18 protein-coding genes, 1 pseudogene and 2 riboswitches are annotated in these 17,004 nt (G+C 59.1%); of the genes and pseudogenes, 4 read left to right on the plus strand and 15 right to left on the minus strand.

Annotated features, from left to right (window positions below):
• Window positions 1–2: 2 nt before the first annotated feature.
• The 6 genes from KUA11_RS15340 to crcB form a co-directional block, all read right to left on the minus strand.
• Window positions 3–1,007 carry a substrate-binding domain-containing protein gene (locus KUA11_RS15340; protein WP_010510929.1) on the minus strand — a complete coding sequence of 335 codons (1,005 nt, stop codon included), beginning with the start codon at window positions 1,005–1,007 and terminating at the stop codon, window positions 3–5.
• A gap of 38 nt (window positions 1,008–1,045) precedes the next feature.
• Window positions 1,046–1,843: a thiosulfate dehydrogenase gene (tetH, locus tag KUA11_RS15345; RefSeq protein WP_010516738.1), complete on the minus strand. Its 798-nt coding sequence runs from the start codon at window positions 1,841–1,843 to the stop codon at window positions 1,046–1,048.
• Window positions 1,844–1,985: 142 nt separating this feature from the next.
• Window positions 1,986–2,192, minus strand: coding sequence for a hypothetical protein (locus tag KUA11_RS15350; protein ID WP_231098615.1), 207 nt, complete (start codon window positions 2,190–2,192; stop codon window positions 1,986–1,988).
• Window positions 2,193–2,333: 141 nt separating this feature from the next.
• Window positions 2,334–2,687 carry a hypothetical protein gene (locus tag KUA11_RS15355; RefSeq protein ID WP_062105693.1) on the minus strand — a complete coding sequence of 118 codons (354 nt, stop codon included), beginning with the start codon at window positions 2,685–2,687 and terminating at the stop codon, window positions 2,334–2,336.
• An 88-nt stretch (window positions 2,688–2,775) separates the two neighbouring features.
• Window positions 2,776–3,219 (minus strand): EamA family transporter, encoded by a 444-nt coding sequence (locus tag KUA11_RS15360; protein ID WP_010516730.1) that lies wholly within the window; start codon window positions 3,217–3,219, stop codon window positions 2,776–2,778.
• 13 nt (window positions 3,220–3,232) lie between these two features.
• Complete coding sequence (crcB, locus tag KUA11_RS15365; protein ID WP_010510921.1) at window positions 3,233–3,667, minus strand: fluoride efflux transporter CrcB; 435 nt, start codon at window positions 3,665–3,667, stop codon at window positions 3,233–3,235.
• A gap of 80 nt (window positions 3,668–3,747) precedes the next feature.
• A riboswitch (Fluoride riboswitch) is annotated at window positions 3,748–3,813 on the minus strand.
• 177 nt (window positions 3,814–3,990) lie between these two features.
• Window positions 3,991–4,051, plus strand: a riboswitch (Fluoride riboswitch).
• Between the two features lie 72 nt (window positions 4,052–4,123).
• On the opposite strand from crcB, the gene KUA11_RS15370 reads away from it, so the two are divergent.
• Window positions 4,124–4,933, plus strand: coding sequence for a universal stress protein (locus KUA11_RS15370; protein ID WP_010516727.1), 810 nt, complete (start codon window positions 4,124–4,126; stop codon window positions 4,931–4,933).
• 60 nt (window positions 4,934–4,993) lie between these two features.
• Here the strand turns inward: KUA11_RS15370 and KUA11_RS15375 are convergent, their stop codons facing one another.
• From KUA11_RS15375 to KUA11_RS15400, 6 genes are all read right to left on the minus strand, one after another.
• On the minus strand, window positions 4,994–5,509 hold the full coding sequence (locus tag KUA11_RS15375; RefSeq protein WP_010510917.1) for a thioredoxin domain-containing protein: 516 nt from the start codon (window positions 5,507–5,509) through the stop codon (window positions 4,994–4,996).
• A 339-nt stretch (window positions 5,510–5,848) separates the two neighbouring features.
• Complete coding sequence (locus tag KUA11_RS15380) at window positions 5,849–6,970, minus strand: TDT family transporter (RefSeq protein WP_010516726.1); 1,122 nt, start codon at window positions 6,968–6,970, stop codon at window positions 5,849–5,851.
• Window positions 6,967–7,863: a LysR family transcriptional regulator gene (locus tag KUA11_RS15385; protein WP_010510913.1), complete on the minus strand. Its 897-nt coding sequence runs from the start codon at window positions 7,861–7,863 to the stop codon at window positions 6,967–6,969. Before KUA11_RS15385 ends, KUA11_RS15380 begins: the two co-directional genes overlap by 4 nt.
• Window positions 7,860–8,234 (minus strand): YidH family protein, encoded by a 375-nt coding sequence (locus KUA11_RS15390; RefSeq protein ID WP_010516723.1) that lies wholly within the window; start codon window positions 8,232–8,234, stop codon window positions 7,860–7,862. The genes KUA11_RS15385 and KUA11_RS15390 overlap by 4 nt, the downstream gene beginning before the upstream one ends.
• Window positions 8,231–9,556, minus strand: a complete 1,326-nt coding sequence (locus KUA11_RS15395; RefSeq protein ID WP_010516722.1) for an FAD/NAD(P)-binding protein — start codon at window positions 9,554–9,556, stop codon at window positions 8,231–8,233. The genes KUA11_RS15390 and KUA11_RS15395 overlap by 4 nt, the downstream gene beginning before the upstream one ends.
• 135 nt (window positions 9,557–9,691) lie before the next feature.
• Window positions 9,692–10,285, minus strand: a complete 594-nt coding sequence (locus tag KUA11_RS15400) for a recombinase family protein (RefSeq protein ID WP_019092210.1) — start codon at window positions 10,283–10,285, stop codon at window positions 9,692–9,694.
• 156 nt (window positions 10,286–10,441) lie between these two features.
• On the opposite strand from KUA11_RS15400, the pseudogene KUA11_RS15405 reads away from it, so the two are divergent.
• Window positions 10,442–13,399, plus strand: a pseudogene (locus tag KUA11_RS15405) (Tn3 family transposase).
• A 395-nt stretch (window positions 13,400–13,794) separates the two neighbouring features.
• On the opposite strand, the gene KUA11_RS15410 reads toward KUA11_RS15405, so the two are convergent.
• The 3 genes from KUA11_RS15410 to KUA11_RS15420 all read right to left on the minus strand — a co-directional run bounded on the left by KUA11_RS15410 (window position 13,795) and on the right by KUA11_RS15420 (window position 16,129).
• Window positions 13,795–14,313: a rhodanese-like domain-containing protein gene (locus tag KUA11_RS15410; protein WP_010518081.1), complete on the minus strand. Its 519-nt coding sequence runs from the start codon at window positions 14,311–14,313 to the stop codon at window positions 13,795–13,797.
• An 18-nt stretch (window positions 14,314–14,331) separates the two neighbouring features.
• Window positions 14,332–14,655 (minus strand): ArsR/SmtB family transcription factor, encoded by a 324-nt coding sequence (locus KUA11_RS15415; protein WP_010518083.1) that lies wholly within the window; start codon window positions 14,653–14,655, stop codon window positions 14,332–14,334.
• A gap of 334 nt (window positions 14,656–14,989) precedes the next feature.
• Window positions 14,990–16,129, minus strand: a complete 1,140-nt coding sequence (locus KUA11_RS15420) for a pyridoxal phosphate-dependent aminotransferase (RefSeq protein ID WP_217411758.1) — start codon at window positions 16,127–16,129, stop codon at window positions 14,990–14,992.
• Window positions 16,130–16,247: 118 nt separating this feature from the next.
• Between KUA11_RS15420 and KUA11_RS15425 the strand changes: the two genes are divergently transcribed.
• Window positions 16,248–16,757: a hypothetical protein gene (locus tag KUA11_RS15425; protein ID WP_082086132.1), complete on the plus strand. Its 510-nt coding sequence runs from the start codon at window positions 16,248–16,250 to the stop codon at window positions 16,755–16,757.
• Window positions 16,758–16,814: 57 nt separating this feature from the next.
• Window positions 16,815–17,004, plus strand: a 190-nt coding sequence (locus tag KUA11_RS15430; RefSeq protein WP_217411760.1) for a transposase, incomplete at its 3' end; no start/stop codon positions are given.

Genomic DNA, 17,004 nt, shown 5'->3' on the forward strand with positions numbered 1-17,004 from the left:
ATTTACTCGCTGTCGTGATCCGGCATGCTGCCGCCGTGATAGGCCTTGAAGCCGTAGCGTTCGAAAATCGCCAAGGCGGTTGGCGACTTGATGAAATCGAGCCAGAGCTTTGCGGCCTGAGGGTGCGCGGCTCCCTTCACCATCGCGCCCGCGTAGATCGCCGTGCTGTTCTGATCGGCGGGAATGTCCACATGGCTGATGGCGTGCCCGGTCTGTTCCTGGAAGATCGCTTCGGACTGCCATGTCACACCGGCGTCAGCGAGGCCCTGCATCAGGAATAACGGCGTTTGCCGATGATGAATATGCGTCAGGACCGTGCTGCCGTTGGCAATTTTCGTCTTGTAGACGGCGTTGGCCAAAGCTTTGCCGCCCGCCTTGTCCAGTGATGCCTCGATCTGGCGCGCGATGCCCTCGAATTCGGGATTGGGCATCGCAAGCCTGATGCCCGGGCGGCCGAGATCCTTCAAGGATTCGACGTGGCCGGGATTGTCTTTCGGAATCATGATCGTGAGCGTGTTCGTGACATAGGGCACGGCAGGCGCCGCCAGCAGGCCACTCTTGATATACTGATCGATCTTCTTGAGGCCCGCGAAATAGGCGTCGGGCTTGGCCGTCCACGTCATATTGCCGGAGGTGATCGTCCCGCCTGCTTCGATCTGGCGGATCAGCAATCCGGGCGGGATCGTCTCCCAATAGATCTTTCCGGAGAATTCGGGATGCTCATGCTCGAACGCCGAGACGAGCGGCGCCATGGCGAAGAAGTAGTTTCCCCCGACATACAGGACGAGGCTCGGATTCGTGATGTCGCCATGAAAATCGGCCAGAACATCGACTTCCGGGACGGTGAATTCGAAGCCGCGCCGTGTCGCGTCGTTGTTCTGGCCGTGCTGCCACGGCGGAAACACGTCTTCTGCGTAATGCGGGGTCTGCGCCTTGCCGTTCCATTGCACCGGATCGGCCAACGCCGCAGCAGTCGACAGCACGAAAGTCGCCGCAGCTGTGGCCAACAGGGTTTTTCTTATTCTTGAGGGTGTCATAGCCGTTCTCACTTCACGTAGCCGAAACCGGCATGTTGCAGTTCAGGGATCGTTGCCACGATGCCGGGGGTCAGGACGACGCCGTCGATCAGGTGATTGGTCAGTTCGGCGGCCATCTGCTCGTGTGACAGATGATCGGGATTGATACCTTTCTCGATCAGCTTGCCCGTCTGCTCCCAGATCGCGTTGTGGCAGGCCATGAACACGACGCCACGCTTCTGCAAAATCGGGATCGTGTTGCCTGCCGCTCCGAAAAGACCCTTCGGATCCTCGTGAGCCGACGCATCGAGAGCACCGTCTGGCGTTTTGATAAGCGTATTAAACGCAAAGGCCGGCCCGGCGAGCTTCGCCAGCTGATACTTGTCCCAGATTGTCTGGTCATAGAGGGCAAGGTGAGCGGAGCCATGCGTGGCCGACACCGCGAGAAAGTCCGGGTGTCTGAACGAAAACACCTGTGCGTTAACGGAATTGCGCATCAGGTTGAGCCAAGGGCTATCGATTGCTGTGTTGTCCCAGACCTGCTTCCGCTCGCCGCGATAGGCGATCACCAGATCAAGTGCCTGGGCGTCCCACATGAGCGGGTCGTCGAGCACCATCGGCACGGTCCTGAAATCGCGGCGGCGCGGGGATCTGGCCAGCTGCGAGGTCAGCACGGCAAGATTGCCGGTTCCGTCCGCATGGGACGAGGAAGATCGTGCTGCCAAGGCAGTGGAAGTGGTGGCGATCGTTGCGCCGGCGGTGGCCGCCATCAGACCCAGCAGGGCATGGCGCCGGTCGGCGCGAAGGTTTGAAGTCATGTCGTTCATAGTCGGTCTCCTTTGGAGAGCCTGATCATGCGCTTCTCTTGATCACCCGAACCAACTCATTTGAAAGCACGAAACGTTCGATTTTCTGTATTATTCGGCGATGTAACTTCGGTTATCGCCCCTGAAAGATCACCCCGGAGGTCTATTTCAGGCCGATGAAAACCCGCACAGCTCCACGATCGCTGGCGACACCGCCCCCGAGACCACCGCTTATTGTTACTGCCGGCTCCAGAATATGGTTAAAGCCGATATCAACGAAGCTCGACAGGCGTCGTTGCCTGGTTTGCTGCTGACGCACCACATCGGCGACCAGCGCAGTTCGAGGCCCTATCAGATGCGAGCCGACCATCCCGACCATCCATCGCTTCGGCCGTTCGTCAGGCCGAACCCTGAAGGATCGCGTCCAGGCGATTTCTATGCCGACCCTGGGCGCCTGCCTGGAACGGCCAAGCGATTTCGTCGCAACGAACTGGACGCTGTCGCGTGGTCCCTAATGGCCGCCCCCATAAGGCTCCTGGCGGATGAGCGATATCAGCATGGCCGGAACGTAGCGCCCCTGCTGGCGGAAGTTCCATTCCACTTCCGCGCCCGCCAGATTGCCATGAACACTTGACGCGTCGCCGAACTGACGCGCGGGCGCAAAGCTCAGTTCGATCCGGCCGGGCAGTCCCAGCTTGATGGCCGGACCACCCCGCGCGCTGTAGCGCCCGTCGCCGGCTATACTCACGCGCTCGGCCGTTTGCAGCGCGACATGTCCTGACGGCGTGACAAAGGCGTCCTTGAGCCTGACGGGTAAATTAGCGCTCAGACCCTGCGGATCGCCCTGCGCGTGCACCGGACCCATCAGGCACCAGGCAAACACGGCGCACAGGCACGCCCCCACAAACTCATTGGCCCTGTTGCGCAACAATGCGGCGTTATGGCCGCGGTGCCTAGCCCACGGCAACGAGAACAGCACCGAGGGCGATCAGGACAACCCCGCCCCAGCCTTTGGCGGACATATGTTCGCCCAAGACCAGGACGCCGAAAATCGCCACGAAAACGACACTCAGCTTGTCGACAGGCGCCACGCGCGCCGCATCGCCCAGCTTCAACGCGCGAAAATAGCATAGCCATGATGCTCCCGTGGCGAGACCCGACAGCATGAGGAAGAGGACCGTCCGCCCACCGATGGGGTCTAGCGCGCGCAGCTTGCCGGTGAGGGCAAGCAACGTTCCCAGCACGACGACGATGACGATCGTGCGCACGAAAGTTGCGATATCAGAATCAACCCCCTGAACGCCGAGCTTGGCGAGGATTGCCGTCATCGCCGCAAAGGCGGCTGATAACAGAGCCCATACCAACCAAGGGGGCACACCTGAGCCATTCATGATCATGATGCCCTATCGGTTAGGCGTCTTCTTCGGTTGCGGTCTGGGCGATGCGGATGGCGCCCGTGTTGAACCCGTCGGCCGTGATATGGCCCAGCGCCACGGCACCGATGCAGAGAATGACCGACGCGGCCACGTTCACGGACGCCCGCCCCCAGGCATCGTTACGGATCAGGTCGAGCGTCTGCAGGCTGAAGGATGAGAACGTCGTATAGCCGCCGCAGAGCCCGATCATCACGAAAAGACGCATGTTTTCCGACACCGGATAGCGCCCGTCCGCAAGGGTCAACGTGCCGAAGAAACCGATCACGAACGAGCCGAGCGCGTTGATGGGGAGGATCGTGCCCCATGGGATGAAGCGGCTGATCGGCATGGCCGCGACGGAAACCAGGTAACGCGCCAACGTGCCGAGAGCGCCTCCGACCATGACGATAAGACAGGTTGTAAACGACATGCCATTCCCTTTCTGCGCGAGTTCGGACGGAACCCGCTGTTTCGGGCGGCGAAATGCAGACGCACTCCCACCGCCATTGTGTCGCGGTAGGAGCCATCAGCCCTTGCGAGGGCGGTTGAAGGGGGAGCTCCATCCCCTTGTCGGGAGAGTTAACATAAAGCGGTCGCAGTGCGCTACTTCAGGGTGCCGCCGTCGGGGCATGGTTAATCCCGAGAAGAGCCGTTTCCTGTATTTGTGACCTGCCAGCCCTCCTTTTTTGTTGCTCGCCCTCACCGCCGGGCGCACATAATCCCGGTGACGCGCGAACAGCAGAATTTCGTCGTCCTGGACAAGGGGATGGGGTTCCCCTGAAACCGCCGCAAGGCTGATGACTCCTCTGTGCCGCAATCGGTACGAGGAGACATGTGCGCCTCTCTTCGTTCCGAAGGTCGTTTATCTTTGGAGTGGAGATCTATCATGCACATACTGGCCATTCTCGACCGGCCTGGGCCGGCGCTCCAGACCCTTCGCACCGTCGATAGCCTCATGGTGCGTTTGCAAGATTGCAAGGTGACGATCCTGCATCCGCGGCAGGAGACCAATCCGGACTTCCAGTCTGAGGACGAAGGCATCGAGACGCAGAGCGAACACGCCGAGTTCGAAAAGCGCGAACAGAATTTGAGTGGTACCTTGCGCGACATCACCGAGCGATGGATGACGACGCGCGCGGACACGGGCTCAGCACAATGGCTCCAGGCGATAGGCGACGTTCGCAGTATCGTCGCCGAACAAAGCCGGAAAGCCGATCTCGTGGTCGTCGGCAGACACATGCCAAGCGACCCCGACCGGACCAGAAAGACTCTCATGGCAGCACTTTTCGATGCCAACGCCGCCGTATTAATCGCTCCTGAGCATGCGCCCCGGACGATCGGCGTTCGTCCCGTCATTCTGTGGGAGCCGTCCCGGGCGTTGGATGCCGCACTATCGGCGGCATGGAAGTTGCTGCTGACTGCCGAACACGTGACCTTCCTGATCGGAGCGCTCCCTGATGAATGTATGCCTGATCCTGCCCGGCGGTTGATGGATGCCGGCATCAGTGTCGGTATCGATCGTTTTCGGATTGATGACGGTGAAGGGATCGCGCTTCGCGATCATGCACTGCGCGCAAATGCGGATATTCTCGTTATGGGCGCCTATACGCATCCGCGTTTCTTCGAAAGGCTTTTCGGAGGCGTGACCGAGGACATTCTTGCCCACGAGATGCTGCCATTGTTGATCCATCACTGAACATCGATGCCGATGCCGCGCTTGATATCCCAAGCGACTTCACGCGCGGCATTGAACAACTCAGTTCCCCATGTAAGGGTGATTAGCTCCGGGCGTGAGCGCCGTGTAGAGCTGGTCGCGAATATTGTCGAAGCCGATCGTCAGCCACCGGGCAGAGGCGCCGTCTGTGGCAATCTGTCCCGAGGTGCGGGTAATTTCTTTCGATCCGTCACACATGGCTGCGGTGACCTGAGTCAAACCGCCTTTCGGCCCGCCTTGGGCAAATTCCGTTTCGGCGGAGCAGAGTTCGTCCTTGGCGGGCAATCGCACGGCGTTGAGATACATCACGATACGACGGCTGTCTGCCGATGCCACGCCGTCCTGCGTCGGATAAAGGGCAGCCAGCGTCGCGTCTGTCTGACCCGGAACCGTTCCGATGAACTTGACGGGCAGGCTCTTGTAGTCCCACCACAGACGCGCCCGTTCATGCGAGGGATTGTTGCTGCTGGTGATTGCCGTTCCGCATCCGCCAAGCAGAGCCAGTCCCGTCAGGACGGAGGCGAGAGGCAGAACCTTCGATTTGCCAAAAATTTTCATGGAAGCCTGTTCCCGTGATCGCATTTCGGCGCATGATTTTTCGGAGGGGCAGAGACACTCTCCGGAATGCAAATCATTGCCTTTCGAGTTTCGCGGCCAGGACCGATTTCCCGCCTCGCTTCTCGTGAAGACTTTGATACGATCAGGGGACGAGGCTGAAAATTGAAACGTATCGCTTAGAACGTTCGATAAAATAGATTACCGGGTTGCTCTTTCACCCGGAAGGCCTCATTCGAGAAAAGCTCAGCGCCCTGCAACGCGTTTCTCAGGGTAATGCGCCGCAATGCGCTGGTTCATTGGATACACGGTCGACGAAATCAGGCCGTACGCCGATGCGCTCTACTCCGGGGTTGCGATGCAGGGAGAGACGAACAGATTTCCCGCCCACCCGCTGGCGAGCGTCTTGGCCGCGACGACCAGCCACATGATGGCGAGCATCACGCAGAACACCGTGCCCGCGACGCCGAAAAACCCGTAATCGAGCATCGCACCGAGCCGGAACGTTGCGACCGTGTAAACGCCCAACGGGAAGGTATAGCCCCACCAGCCGAGATTGAACGGGATGCCCGAGCGCCAGTAGCGCGCCGTGATCAGGCACGCCATCAACCACCACCACAGCCCGAAGCCCCACAACAGCAGCCCCGCCAAGACCCCCATGCCGTGGGCCGCGATGCCGATCTCCCGCGGGCCATGCAGCGCCATGATTGTAGGTGCGTCCCCACCCAACACCAGCATTCCGAGCGCGCCCGTGCCGATCGGTCCCAACGCCAGCCAGCATGACGCCGCCATGCTCTCATGCGGCAGTTTGTGCAGCGCCATGCGTAGCGTCAGGATCGTCAGGATGCCGAACGCGACCGGCACCGAATACGCCCAGAGGACATAGGACGTGAGCAGCACGGTGAACTGCGTGCCCGCATCCGCCAGATGCGGCGCGATCTGTCCCCCGGATGCCCCCGCCACTTCGGCCGCCACGACCGGTAGCAGCCAGATCGCCGTCATGCCTTCCAGACGATGCTCGTGCCGTGTGAACATCAGATACGGGATCAGCACCCCGCAGGCGATCGACATCGCCACGTCCAGCCACCACAGCGCATGGGCGATGCCCACGATGCCCTCACCGAACAACGAAATGCCGAACGCGATGCCGCCGTTGATGATTGTCGCCAGTCCCATCGGTATGGTGCCGAAGAACATCGATACCGTGCCATGCCCGAAGATCCGCCGCGCCTCGTGGCCGAACATCATCCACCGCGCGGCATAAAGCCCGGCGAACAGGGCAAACAGGGCGATGTTGAAAAGCCACAACGCTGTGCCGACGCCGTGGAGATACGAACCGGCGACGGGGATCTGCGGTAGCGCGAGGGCCAGGATACCCGTCCCCATGGTGGCAGCGAACCAGTTGGGCGTGAACTGGCGGATCATCTCGCGCGGATGGGCGAGGTTCTGCAGCGGCTTCGTCATGGCTTGTTCACTGTGACAGGGGCGCCCAGCAGGGCGAGAAAGGCAGTTTCCGCCGGCGACAGGCGGCGTTGCGGGTGGCGCAGCGCGCGGAACTGCCGGTCCGGCAGGTTCATGGGCACGGCGCATAGCAGCCCGGCCTCGATCCGGCCCGCCACCACGCTTGCCGAGAGCACGGCAGCAGCGGTCCCCGTCTCCACGGCGCTGGCCATCGCCTCGTTGGACGCGACCTCCAGCATCACGTCGAGATCGGCCGGATCGACGCCGAGGGCGTGGAGTGCGTGTTCGAACTCGATACGCGTGCCCGACCCGGCCTCGCGCAGAACCCACGGGCTGCGCGCGAGATCGCGGGTCGCGGGCGGAGTCGACGCCCATGGGTGATCGGGGGCCACGACCAGCAGCAGCTGATCCTGAGCGACGACATCGCTGTGCAAGTCCGGCGTCGGCAGATCGCCTTCCACCAGGCCAATCGACGCCTCGCCCGATTGCACCCCTGCCGCAATATCGCGTGTATTGGCGATCGTGACGTGTAGGCGAATGCCGGGATACGCGGCGCGGAACGCATTCAGACGCGCGGGCAGCCAGTAGCTCGCTATGGTATGGCTGGCATGCAGGCGCAGGCTGCCGTCGCGCAGGCCCGCGAGGTCGAACATCCGCTCGCGCGCGATGTTTGCGCGGTTCAGCACGGTGCGCGCTTCCTCAAGAAACAACCGACCGGCCGGTGTCAGTTCGATGCGGCGACCGATCCGGCTGAAGAAAGCAAGCTGGAATTCGCCCTCCAGTTGGGTCACGGCATGACTGACGGCGGATTGCGTCAGATTGAGGAATTCGGCGGCCCGGGTGATGTGCTCGCGCTCGGCGACAGCTGCGAAAATCCGAAGTTGTTCCAGCGTCATGACACTACCGCCCGGGTCAGGGCCACCAGCACGGCACAGCCAAGGGCACCAAGCGCAATCGTTAGCGCGCGCTCCATGCTAGGGCCGACCGAGTAATGCGTCGTATCCGCCGCGATTGCCGTACGCGTGGCTTGGAACCGCCGATACGCTGCGGCGAACAGAACAACGCCGAGCGCGACGAACACGACGCCCAGTTCGGCGGTGGCCCCATAAGGGCGCGGTGCGGCGGCATCGTGCTGGTCTGCCGCCAGACGCAGGAACAGGTCAAATTTCGCCAGTACGCCGCCGAAGGCCACAATGGCAAGCGCCGTGCGGAGCCAGGCGAGAAAGGTCCGCTCATTGGCCGCGTGATCGGTATAGCGCGGGATCATACGGCCTGCGCCAGCCGGTCGGCGACCTCACGGGCCTGCACGCGGATTTCCGGAATGGCAATGGACTCCAGCAGCACGCCGAGCCGCGCCGGGCCGATTGTAAACAGATCGTCCGCCACGTCGCCCTCCGCGTTGATGAGCGCACCGTCCGGCGTGCAGGACAGGCCCGCGCCCTTGAAACCAGGAACTATCTCACCCCGATTGAACAAATCGTGCAGCAAGGGCGCGTCTGCGCGTTGGTATTTCAGGCTGGGGCCGGTACAGTTGATGACGTGGGCGGCGGTGATCGTCATGTCGTCGCCGGCCCTGACGATCAGGCCATCTTCGCCGGTGCTGATTGCGGTCACGCGCCCGTCAAGCACGCGCAAGGTTCCGGCCTGACGCTCCTGGTCAAGGATATCTGCAATATGCGGAGCCATACGATGCCGCAGGATTTCCCAGCGCCGTAGCAAATGCCGCTGGAAACGGGATTTTTCGACATCCGGCAGCGCCAGCCACAGCGTGTTGATGACCGGACGCATGCTGTCCACCGCCGCCCGCCAGTCGGTGCCGCGTTTCAGTGCCGCATGGAAAGCGCGCAGGTAGGCGAGTGCGGTTGATGCTGTATTTCCGGGTGTAAAGACAGGTGCTGGCAGCTTCGTGTATGCCGCATGCCGTTCGGGAAACAGGCCGCGACGCGACAGGGCCGTCACCTGTCCGCGGTGGCCGTTCTCCCGCAGACGCAGCAGTACGTCGATCGTGGTCAGGCCGGTGCCGATCAGCGTCACCGCGTCATCGGGCGCAACGTTGGCCAATGCCCGTTCATCCCAGGCGTTGTGGTGATAGCGGCCGGTGTCGTCCAGTTCGCGCGGGATACCGGGCAGGCACGCCGGATCGAAATGCCCGGAAGCCAGCACGACCTGTCTGGCATATAGCACCTCCCCGTCAGCGAGTGTCACGGCAAAGCCGCCGTCGATCCGGTGACAACCGACGGCGCGCTGCCGGACGTGCTCAGGAGCTGCGATAGAATGCAGGTTGCGAAGATAAAGGCCATAGAGCGCGCGCGGTACGAACTCCCCGTCATCGATCGTGCCGGGCACGTTCTCGGCCAGCCAGCGCAAGAAGTGGTCGGGGTCGGCCGGGTCGGCGCTCATGCCCTTGGCCGGGACATTCAGGAGATTTTTCAATGACGGTGTTGAGTAAGCGAGCCCGAAGCCGGGACGGTCGGACGGATCGACCAGCGTCGCAGTCATACCGTAGCGGGTGGCGAGGTTCCACGCCGTCAGCGTGCCGCTTGCGCCCCCACCGATGATGACGATGTCGTGTTGATCGGGCTCGGTCATATCATAACTCTCCTGGATTGCGTGTCACCAGAATGATCCGAAGCTTCTGAACCATCCATGAGATTGTCTAGATTGGAACGTTCGAAACTATCGAACTGTCTCCCTGACCTTCGCATACAACATAATTGCCGCCAGTCATGCTTCCGTTGCAGGCACAGCAGCTAAACGCACAAGCGTTCGGTAAACCGTCGGCCGTGACACTGAAAAGACGGCGGCGAGATCGCTGATCGAGTAATCGCCGGTGTCGTACATCCGGCGCAGTTCCTTCTGCTGCCGCTCGGAGAGCTTGGGCTTCTTGCCGCGCAGTTTGCCCTTGGCACGGGCAACCGCCATGCCTTCGCGGGTTCGCATCCGGATCAGGTCGGCCTCGAACTCGGCGAATGTTGCGAGGATATTGAAGAAGAGCTTGCCCATCGGATCGGACGGGTCATGCACGCTGGCACCGAGCTGGAGGCGTACGCCCCTGGCGGCGAGGTCGTCTCCGATCGCTCGCGCGTCCGGCACCGATCGGGCCAGCCGATCGAGTTTTGGCACGACGAGGGTGTCACCGCGTCGCACAGCTGCCAGAGCCTGATCCAGGCCAGGGCGGGTCCGGGTCGTTCCGGTGAATCCCTTGTCAGTATAGATCCGTTCAGCGGCGATCCCGAGGTTGAGCAGGGTCTCACGCTGCACGGCGAGGTCCTGCTTGTCGGTCGAGCAGCGGGCGTAGCCAATCAGGACGTGCGTCATGGGAAATATTGTAACGTATAAGGACCCTTCATCGCAAAACATATCGTACTATCTATATGAGACTCTGTTCTTGGCCGTTTTCCATGGGTCATCTGGTCGGCCAGAGCGGGTCCGTTCAACGATCCCCTTCCGGACACATGAAGGAGACATCCGATCATGGCGCGGCGCCGTCTTCTGACCCGTGAAGCTCTCGCCCGACATTACGAGCCTTCTGTCGATGATCGCGAGATCACGAGACATTTTACACTCAGCCAGGATGACTTCGATCTGATCGCAACCCGCCGCGGAGAAACCTCCCGATTGGGTTTTGCGATGGTCATGCTCTACATGCGCTGGCCGGGACGGGTGCTGGAATCTGGTGAAACACCACCGGCTCCCATTCTGTCATTTGTTGCGCGGCAGCTCGACCTGTCCCCTGGGCTCTGGTCCCATTACGGACGTCGTGACGAAACCCGTCGATCCCATCTGGCCCACCTGATGAAGCGTTATGGCTACCGAACCTTCGATCGGTCGGCATTTCATGACATGACCGGTTTCGCGATGCCAATTGCACATCATGTGACCCAGCCATCCCGCATGGCTGCGATCCTGATTGACGAGATGCGTCGCCGAAGCATTCTCCTGCCGTCGGTCACTGTCATTGAAGCCTTGGTGCGCCGTGCTCGCCAGCAGGCCGATCACCTTGTCCATGACGTCCTTGCAGGGGATCTGCCGCCGGAAACCCGTTGTCGTTTGGACAAAATGCTGGAGCGTCGTGGCGATCGCAGTGCCTCCTCGCTCTCGTGGCTGCGTAACCCGCCCCTGTCACCAGCCGCGCGCAATATCCTGCGATTGCTGGAACGCCTGGAGTATGTACGATCCCTGAACCTCGACAGCGCTCGCGCCACGACCATACCGCGTGTGGCCTTTGACCGTTTGAGCGAAGAAGCTGCCCGGATTACGCCCCAGCATCTGGCCGAGCTTCGGTCATCCCGTCGTTACGCCATTCTGGTGGCAGCCGGGGTCCGACTTGAGGAGGTTCTAACCGACGCGACCCTCACAATGATGGACAAACTCCTCGGAAGCATGATGCGCCGTGCCGAGCACCGGATCCGTGACAAAGCGATTGTCACCATGCGATCGTTGCAGGCCCAGCTTCGTCTGCTGACAACCTCCTGCCGTCATCTGATTGAGGCGCGTGATCAGGGTGTTGATTCACTGTCTGCCATTACGGGAATTGACTGACCCCGCCTCCAGGACGCCATCGGCAGGGCTGAAACCCTGACAGCTCCAGAGACCATTGATCGCACGGCCGAACTGATCAACCGGCATCGCTCTCTTCGTCCTGCCATTGGTCCATTCCTGAACGCGTTCCAGTTTCAGGGTGGTCGCACGGTACAGGGATTACTGAAGGCGGTGCAGATCATTGGAGACCTCTATCGGACCGGTAAACGCCGCTTGCCTGACTCCTGTCCGATCCGTTTCATTCCGCCTTCCTGGCACAGCTTTGTCAGGCCAGAGGGAACAGTCATACGACAGGCTTACGAACTCTGTGTTCTGACCCAGCTGCGCGAGCGTCTGCGTGCCGGAGACATCTGGGTAACGGAAAGTCGCCAATACCGCGCATTCGACACCTACCTTCTTCCGGAAGCCACGTTTGCAGCGATGCGCGCGCAAGGACCGTTGCCTCTGGCGATCAATGCTACGGCTGACACGTTCCTTTCTCAACGGCGTGCAGTGCTGGAAACCGCGCTGAACCGGGTGACGGCTCTTGCCAGGAAGGGCGAGTTGTCACAGGTCCGGCTTGATGCACATGGTCTTGTGATTTCGCCTCTGAAAGCAATTACACCCCCTGCTGTGGAAGAGTTGAGGCGGGCGGCTTACGACCGGCTGCCACGGATCAAGATTACTGATCTTCTGCTGGAAGTGGACCGCTGGATCAGCTTCACCGACTGCTTTACCCATCGCCGTTCCAGCCGTGTCGCGGATGACAAAAACGCCCTGCTGACGGTGATCCTGGCGGATGGGATTAATCTTGGCCTGACACGCATGGCCGACACCTGTCAGGGTGCCACTCTGCGCCAGTTGGCGCATCTGCATGACTGGCATATCAGCGAGGCCGGATACGCCGAAGCCCTTGGCCGTATGGTTGCAGCCCATCGTGGGCTGCCCCTGGCGTCACTCTGGGGAGACGGCACATCGTTCTCAAGTGATGGTCAATTGTTTCATGCAGGTGGCAGAGGCGCTGCGATCAGCGATATCAATGCGCGCAATGGCAGTGAACCGGGCGTCAGTTTCTACACCCACATCTCCGATCAGTATGATCCGTTTTCGACCCGGGTGATTGCTGCGACGGCCGGTGAAGCGCCCTATGTTCTGGATGGACTGCTTTATCATGCTAACGGACTTTCCATTGAAGAGCATTATACAGATACGGGTGGGGCATCGGATCATGTTTTCGGGCTGATGCCCTTCTTTGGTTATCGATTTGCGCCCAGGATACGGGATCTGAAAGAGCGGAAACTTCACCTTTTTCCGGGACAACACCCGGGCGAACTTCTGGGTGGGATGGCCGGTGACCTGATCAATACCAACCATATTGTGGAACACTGGGACGACCTGCTGCGTCTCGTCACATCTATTCGGAGTGGAACCGTGACCGCTTCGGCCATGCTGCGCAAACTCGGATCTTACCCCCGTCAGAATGGTCTGGCTGTGGCTTTGCGCGAAGTCGGCCGGATCGAACGGTCAATTTTTATGCTCGACTGGATACAGGATCTGGATTTGCGCAGACGAACCCAGGCTGGACTCAATAAGGGAGAAGCCCGGAATGCGCTGGCTCGGGCGCTCTTCTTCAATCAGCTTGGCGAACTGCGGGATCGGCGTTTTGAAAATCAGGCCTATCGGGCGTCAGGTCTGAACCTGCTGGTGGCAGCGGTCATCCTATGGAATACGCGCTATCTTCAGTCTGCCATCACGACGCTCGGTATTTCAGATGACCTGGCCCAGCATATCGCACCCCTCGGCTGGGAGCATATTTCTCTGACAGGCGACTATCGCTGGAATGTCGATGAGCAGCCCGAAGCTGGCGCGTTACGACCGCTTCGGGTACCTGCATCCCTACTTGTTGCGTGAGCCTCAATGTGGCCAGTTCTACAGGTGTTCACTCCAAGCGTACGTAAAATACACTTTCGTGTCGTGATCCCTTCATAGGGGGATATGTCTGTCATTTCTTTGTCCTGTAGATGATTTTTACTTTTCTGTTGCCGGATCCAGTCTGAAATTTGTGGCTGTCCTCCCGTCATGAAGGTCGCGGGTGTGAGATTATTTTTTCAATTTCAACGTTCGGAGCGTCGGATGTAGGTTTTTCCGGAATTTCCAGTCATTTTATATATTAGCATTGCATAATATTTAACTTCACGACTCCGGGATTTCCTCTCCCTGTGAAAACAGGAAAGAAGAAATCATGGAAATCGCAGCGCAGGGGTATGCAATCTGATCGGCTGTTGGACTGACTGTTGTGGCTGCGCTTAGCGGTTCCATGGAGCGTGAGCTACGACCCGTGCCAGGCCGCAAAAACCTGTCAGTCCAGCAACGGTAAGGCCCGCGCCAAAAAAGCCGGTCAGCAGGAAATACCATGGGCTTACAAAAAAGCCGAGAAGGCTGCCTGTGAGAACAAGTAATCCGATGATGAGTTGCACCTGACGGTCGAGGGGCAGGACTTTCCGGCCGCTTCTTTGTAATGGCAGGCCTTCCTTCATCCAGGACTCGATGCCTCCTTCAAGATTATAGAGAGTGAGGCTGGGGTCTTCGGCCAATAGTTTCTTGCAGGCAGAAGCACCACGACCACCCTTGCGACAATAAATGACCAGATTTTTGTCAGCATGAGGCGGCAGAATGGCCTTTTTGATTGAGCCCAGTGGCAGAAGGGTCGCGCCGGAAATGGACTCGGATGCAAATTCCGAGGGCTCTCGCACATCGACCAGGGCGACTTTCTTCTGCTCCAGCCAATCGTTCAGGGTTTTTGCATCCACGGACTGCATTGTCATTTTACATGAACTTCCTAATCAAGGGTGTTCGCGACAGAAGATCAGCTGAAGCACGGCAAGTACTGCCTGTGCTTCAGCGCTGCAAAGTCGATAATAGATCATCAGGCCGCGTCGTTCTGAAGTAATCAGACCAGCATCTTTAAGTCGCGCCAGATGTTGAGACAGGGCCGACTGCGATAATCCAACGGCTTCAGCGATATCTCCGACATTTTTTTCACCGGAGACAAGGTGGCACAGCACCATCAGTCGGTTGGCATTGGCGAGTTCCTTGAGAAACCTCTCTGCTTCCGAGGCATGACGCTGCATGGCTTCATGGGAGAGGGATAGGTTTCGTTTTTCCACGTTGATACCTTATTGCAGAATTCTATTTTAGCAATATCTAAAATACTTAATCCAAATCGTAAAGTGTCTTTCCGTATGGATGCCGGTATATGCCTCGTGAAATATGCCAGATAATGATTTCTGTAATTTCGTCTATGTTTTCAAATATTTTTTGAAAAAACATGACATTCCGCATCCTTTTCATGCGAATTGCAGAATGTCATCAGTTAGACGCCGGAAGCGAATAAGGATTGCAGTTTCCAGTGGTCTGCACTGAGTGTTTTTCCGGCTTTGGAAGCGGCAGAAGAACACTCGGCATAATTTTCTTAACGAACAATGGGGGGAGTATGCCCCTTTATTTGTCCGTTTTCGCTGAAAACCAGGGAATCATGCGGGCAATAGCTTCTTCAATCCTGTCGGTTGAAACCGCGAAGCTGAAGCGCATGAATTTGTGGCCATTGACCGGGTCGAAATCAATTCCGGGCGCAGTTGCAACACCTGTATCGCGCAGCAGTTCTTCGCAAAATATCAGACTGTTGTCAGTCAGATGTCCGATATCGGCATAAACATAAAACGCGCCATCAGGGGGGGGTATATTGTTCAAGCCCATCTGTGGGAGAGCTTGCAGGAGAAGATCGCGGTTCTTGCGATAGGTCACAAGATGCCCTTCCAGCTCCTCGCTGCAATCAAAGGCGACCAGCCCGGCGTGCTGGCTCAGGGAAGAAGGTGTCAGGAACAGATTGCCCATGCGGGCACGCGCCTTGTCGATCATGTCTTCGGGAATGATCAGCCATCCCAGACGCCAGGGTGCCATGCTGAAATATTTGGAAAAGCTGTTCACGATCAGCGCTTCCGGTTCATATTCCAGAGCGCTGTGCGCTGGTTCACCATAGCTCAGACCGTGGTAAATTTCGTCGGAGATGATCCGGATATTGCGCTCGCGGCAGACGCGGACGATGGCGCGGAATTCCTGTTCCGGCAGGATGGTCCCCGTAGGGTTGGCGGGACTGGCGATAATCAGGGCGTCCGGTGCGGGCACAAGCGCTTCGATGGCGCGCGCTGTCAGTTGGAAGCATTCTTTCTCGCCACACGGGATTTCAACCGGGACCATGTGAAGGCTTTTCAGCGTGTTGCGATAGGCAACGTAACCCGGCCGGGCCAGAGCAACGCGCATGCCGGGTGTGAGGCTGGACAGCAGGGCCAGAACCAGAGCCGGTGACGCGCCACAGGTCAGAATGACCTGCTGCGGGCGGATGCTGACGCCATATGTGTCGTGATAATGCCGGGCGATCCGTTCACGAAGGGCCTGACTTTCCCAATATCCCATCGGATCTGTGGCCAGAACATGTTGTGCGCGTTCGATGGCCTTGGTCGGCGCCCCGGTGGAGGGCTGGCCAAATTCCATGTGAATGATGTCCTGTCCCTCGGCTGCGAGACGGTGGGCCAGAGCGCTGAGTTCAATGGCGTGGAACGGTGCGATTTCGGGAACGGACATGCATGACCCATGGGGTTGTCTGAAACTTTGGCCCTGATAGCAGAGATGGAATGAAAGAGGAAAAAGACCAGCACAAAGACGCTTAATCTTCTGCTGCGAACCGGGCTAAAAAGCACGAATGATATGTTCCGAGATTTTCAAGACAGAGCTTGCTTGGCGCCCGCCCGAGGATTTTCTCGGATTTGCTTCCGGAGCATCGTCCTGCGTCATGCTGGACAGCGGTGGAGAGTCGCCTGAGGGGCGCTGGTCATGGCTCTGTCCACGACCAGTCTCCACACTCGTGTTGCGACAGGGGGTTCTGAAGCGTGACGGTGTGGAAATCGCGCAGGGGACGGATGTCTGGTCTTGTATCCGTGCGATGTTGCGTCCACGCAGTGCGGAAGATCTGCCTTTTCCCGGAGGCGTGATCGGTTTGGCGTCTTATGAAGCGGGCATGCGGCTGGAGCGGATTGCGTCACGGCACATGAGCGATGAACCCGAACTCATTGCCATGCTGTGTGATGATTTTTTCGCTTTTGACCGGCTGGAAAAGCGCCTTTGGTGGGTCAGTCATTCGGCAGCGCCTGTGCCGGAAATTCCGGTCGTTCTGGACGCGGAAATCTCACGGAAGGGTTGTACATCGGGTTAGATTATGAAAAAGTCTGTTTTGCACAAAAGAAATTTCCATAATCATCAAGAAAACCCGATGCAGACAGAGTGTAGCGCAGGCGCGTATGAATTTCCAGCCTCCTATGGACGGCGTGTTGTAGCCCGTTTTGACGGGGGTCGCATGAGTTCGGATGGGGGCGTCATTCTGGTGAAGCAGGCTGATGACATTCTGGGGCTCAGCCGCCGCTTTGCTGCCTGTTTTCGCGATAAGCGGCATCCCGGCTTTG

The sequence above is a fragment of the Acetobacter estunensis genome, assembly GCF_019083805.1.
Lineage (GTDB): Bacteria > Pseudomonadota > Alphaproteobacteria > Acetobacterales > Acetobacteraceae > Acetobacter > Acetobacter estunensis_A.

Excerpts from the sequence above, each read along its gene's own strand:
- tetH (WP_010516738.1), bottom strand. The coding sequence starts at position 1,843 with ATGAACGACATGACTTCAAACCTTCGCGCCGACCGGCGCCATGCCCTG.
- KUA11_RS15350 (WP_231098615.1), bottom strand. The coding sequence starts at position 2,192 with ATGGTCGGCTCGCATCTGATAGGGCCTCGAACTGCGCTGGTCGCCGAT.
- KUA11_RS15355 (WP_062105693.1), bottom strand. The coding sequence starts at position 2,687 with ATGGGTCCGGTGCACGCGCAGGGCGATCCGCAGGGTCTGAGCGCTAAT.
- KUA11_RS15360 (WP_010516730.1), bottom strand. The coding sequence starts at position 3,219 with ATGATCATGAATGGCTCAGGTGTGCCCCCTTGGTTGGTATGGGCTCTG.
- crcB (WP_010510921.1), bottom strand. The coding sequence starts at position 3,667 with ATGTCGTTTACAACCTGTCTTATCGTCATGGTCGGAGGCGCTCTCGGC.
- KUA11_RS15370 (WP_010516727.1), top strand. The coding sequence starts at position 4,124 with ATGCACATACTGGCCATTCTCGACCGGCCTGGGCCGGCGCTCCAGACC.
- KUA11_RS15375 (WP_010510917.1), bottom strand. The coding sequence starts at position 5,509 with ATGAAAATTTTTGGCAAATCGAAGGTTCTGCCTCTCGCCTCCGTCCTG.
- KUA11_RS15380 (WP_010516726.1), bottom strand. The coding sequence starts at position 6,970 with ATGACGAAGCCGCTGCAGAACCTCGCCCATCCGCGCGAGATGATCCGC.
- KUA11_RS15385 (WP_010510913.1), bottom strand. The coding sequence starts at position 7,863 with ATGACGCTGGAACAACTTCGGATTTTCGCAGCTGTCGCCGAGCGCGAG.
- KUA11_RS15390 (WP_010516723.1), bottom strand. The coding sequence starts at position 8,234 with ATGATCCCGCGCTATACCGATCACGCGGCCAATGAGCGGACCTTTCTC.
- KUA11_RS15395 (WP_010516722.1), bottom strand. The coding sequence starts at position 9,556 with ATGACCGAGCCCGATCAACACGACATCGTCATCATCGGTGGGGGCGCA.
- KUA11_RS15400 (WP_019092210.1), bottom strand. The coding sequence starts at position 10,285 with ATGACGCACGTCCTGATTGGCTACGCCCGCTGCTCGACCGACAAGCAG.
- KUA11_RS15410 (WP_010518081.1), bottom strand. The coding sequence starts at position 14,313 with ATGACAATGCAGTCCGTGGATGCAAAAACCCTGAACGATTGGCTGGAG.
- KUA11_RS15420 (WP_217411758.1), bottom strand. The coding sequence starts at position 16,129 with ATGTCCGTTCCCGAAATCGCACCGTTCCACGCCATTGAACTCAGCGCT.
- KUA11_RS15425 (WP_082086132.1), top strand. The coding sequence starts at position 16,248 with ATGATATGTTCCGAGATTTTCAAGACAGAGCTTGCTTGGCGCCCGCCC.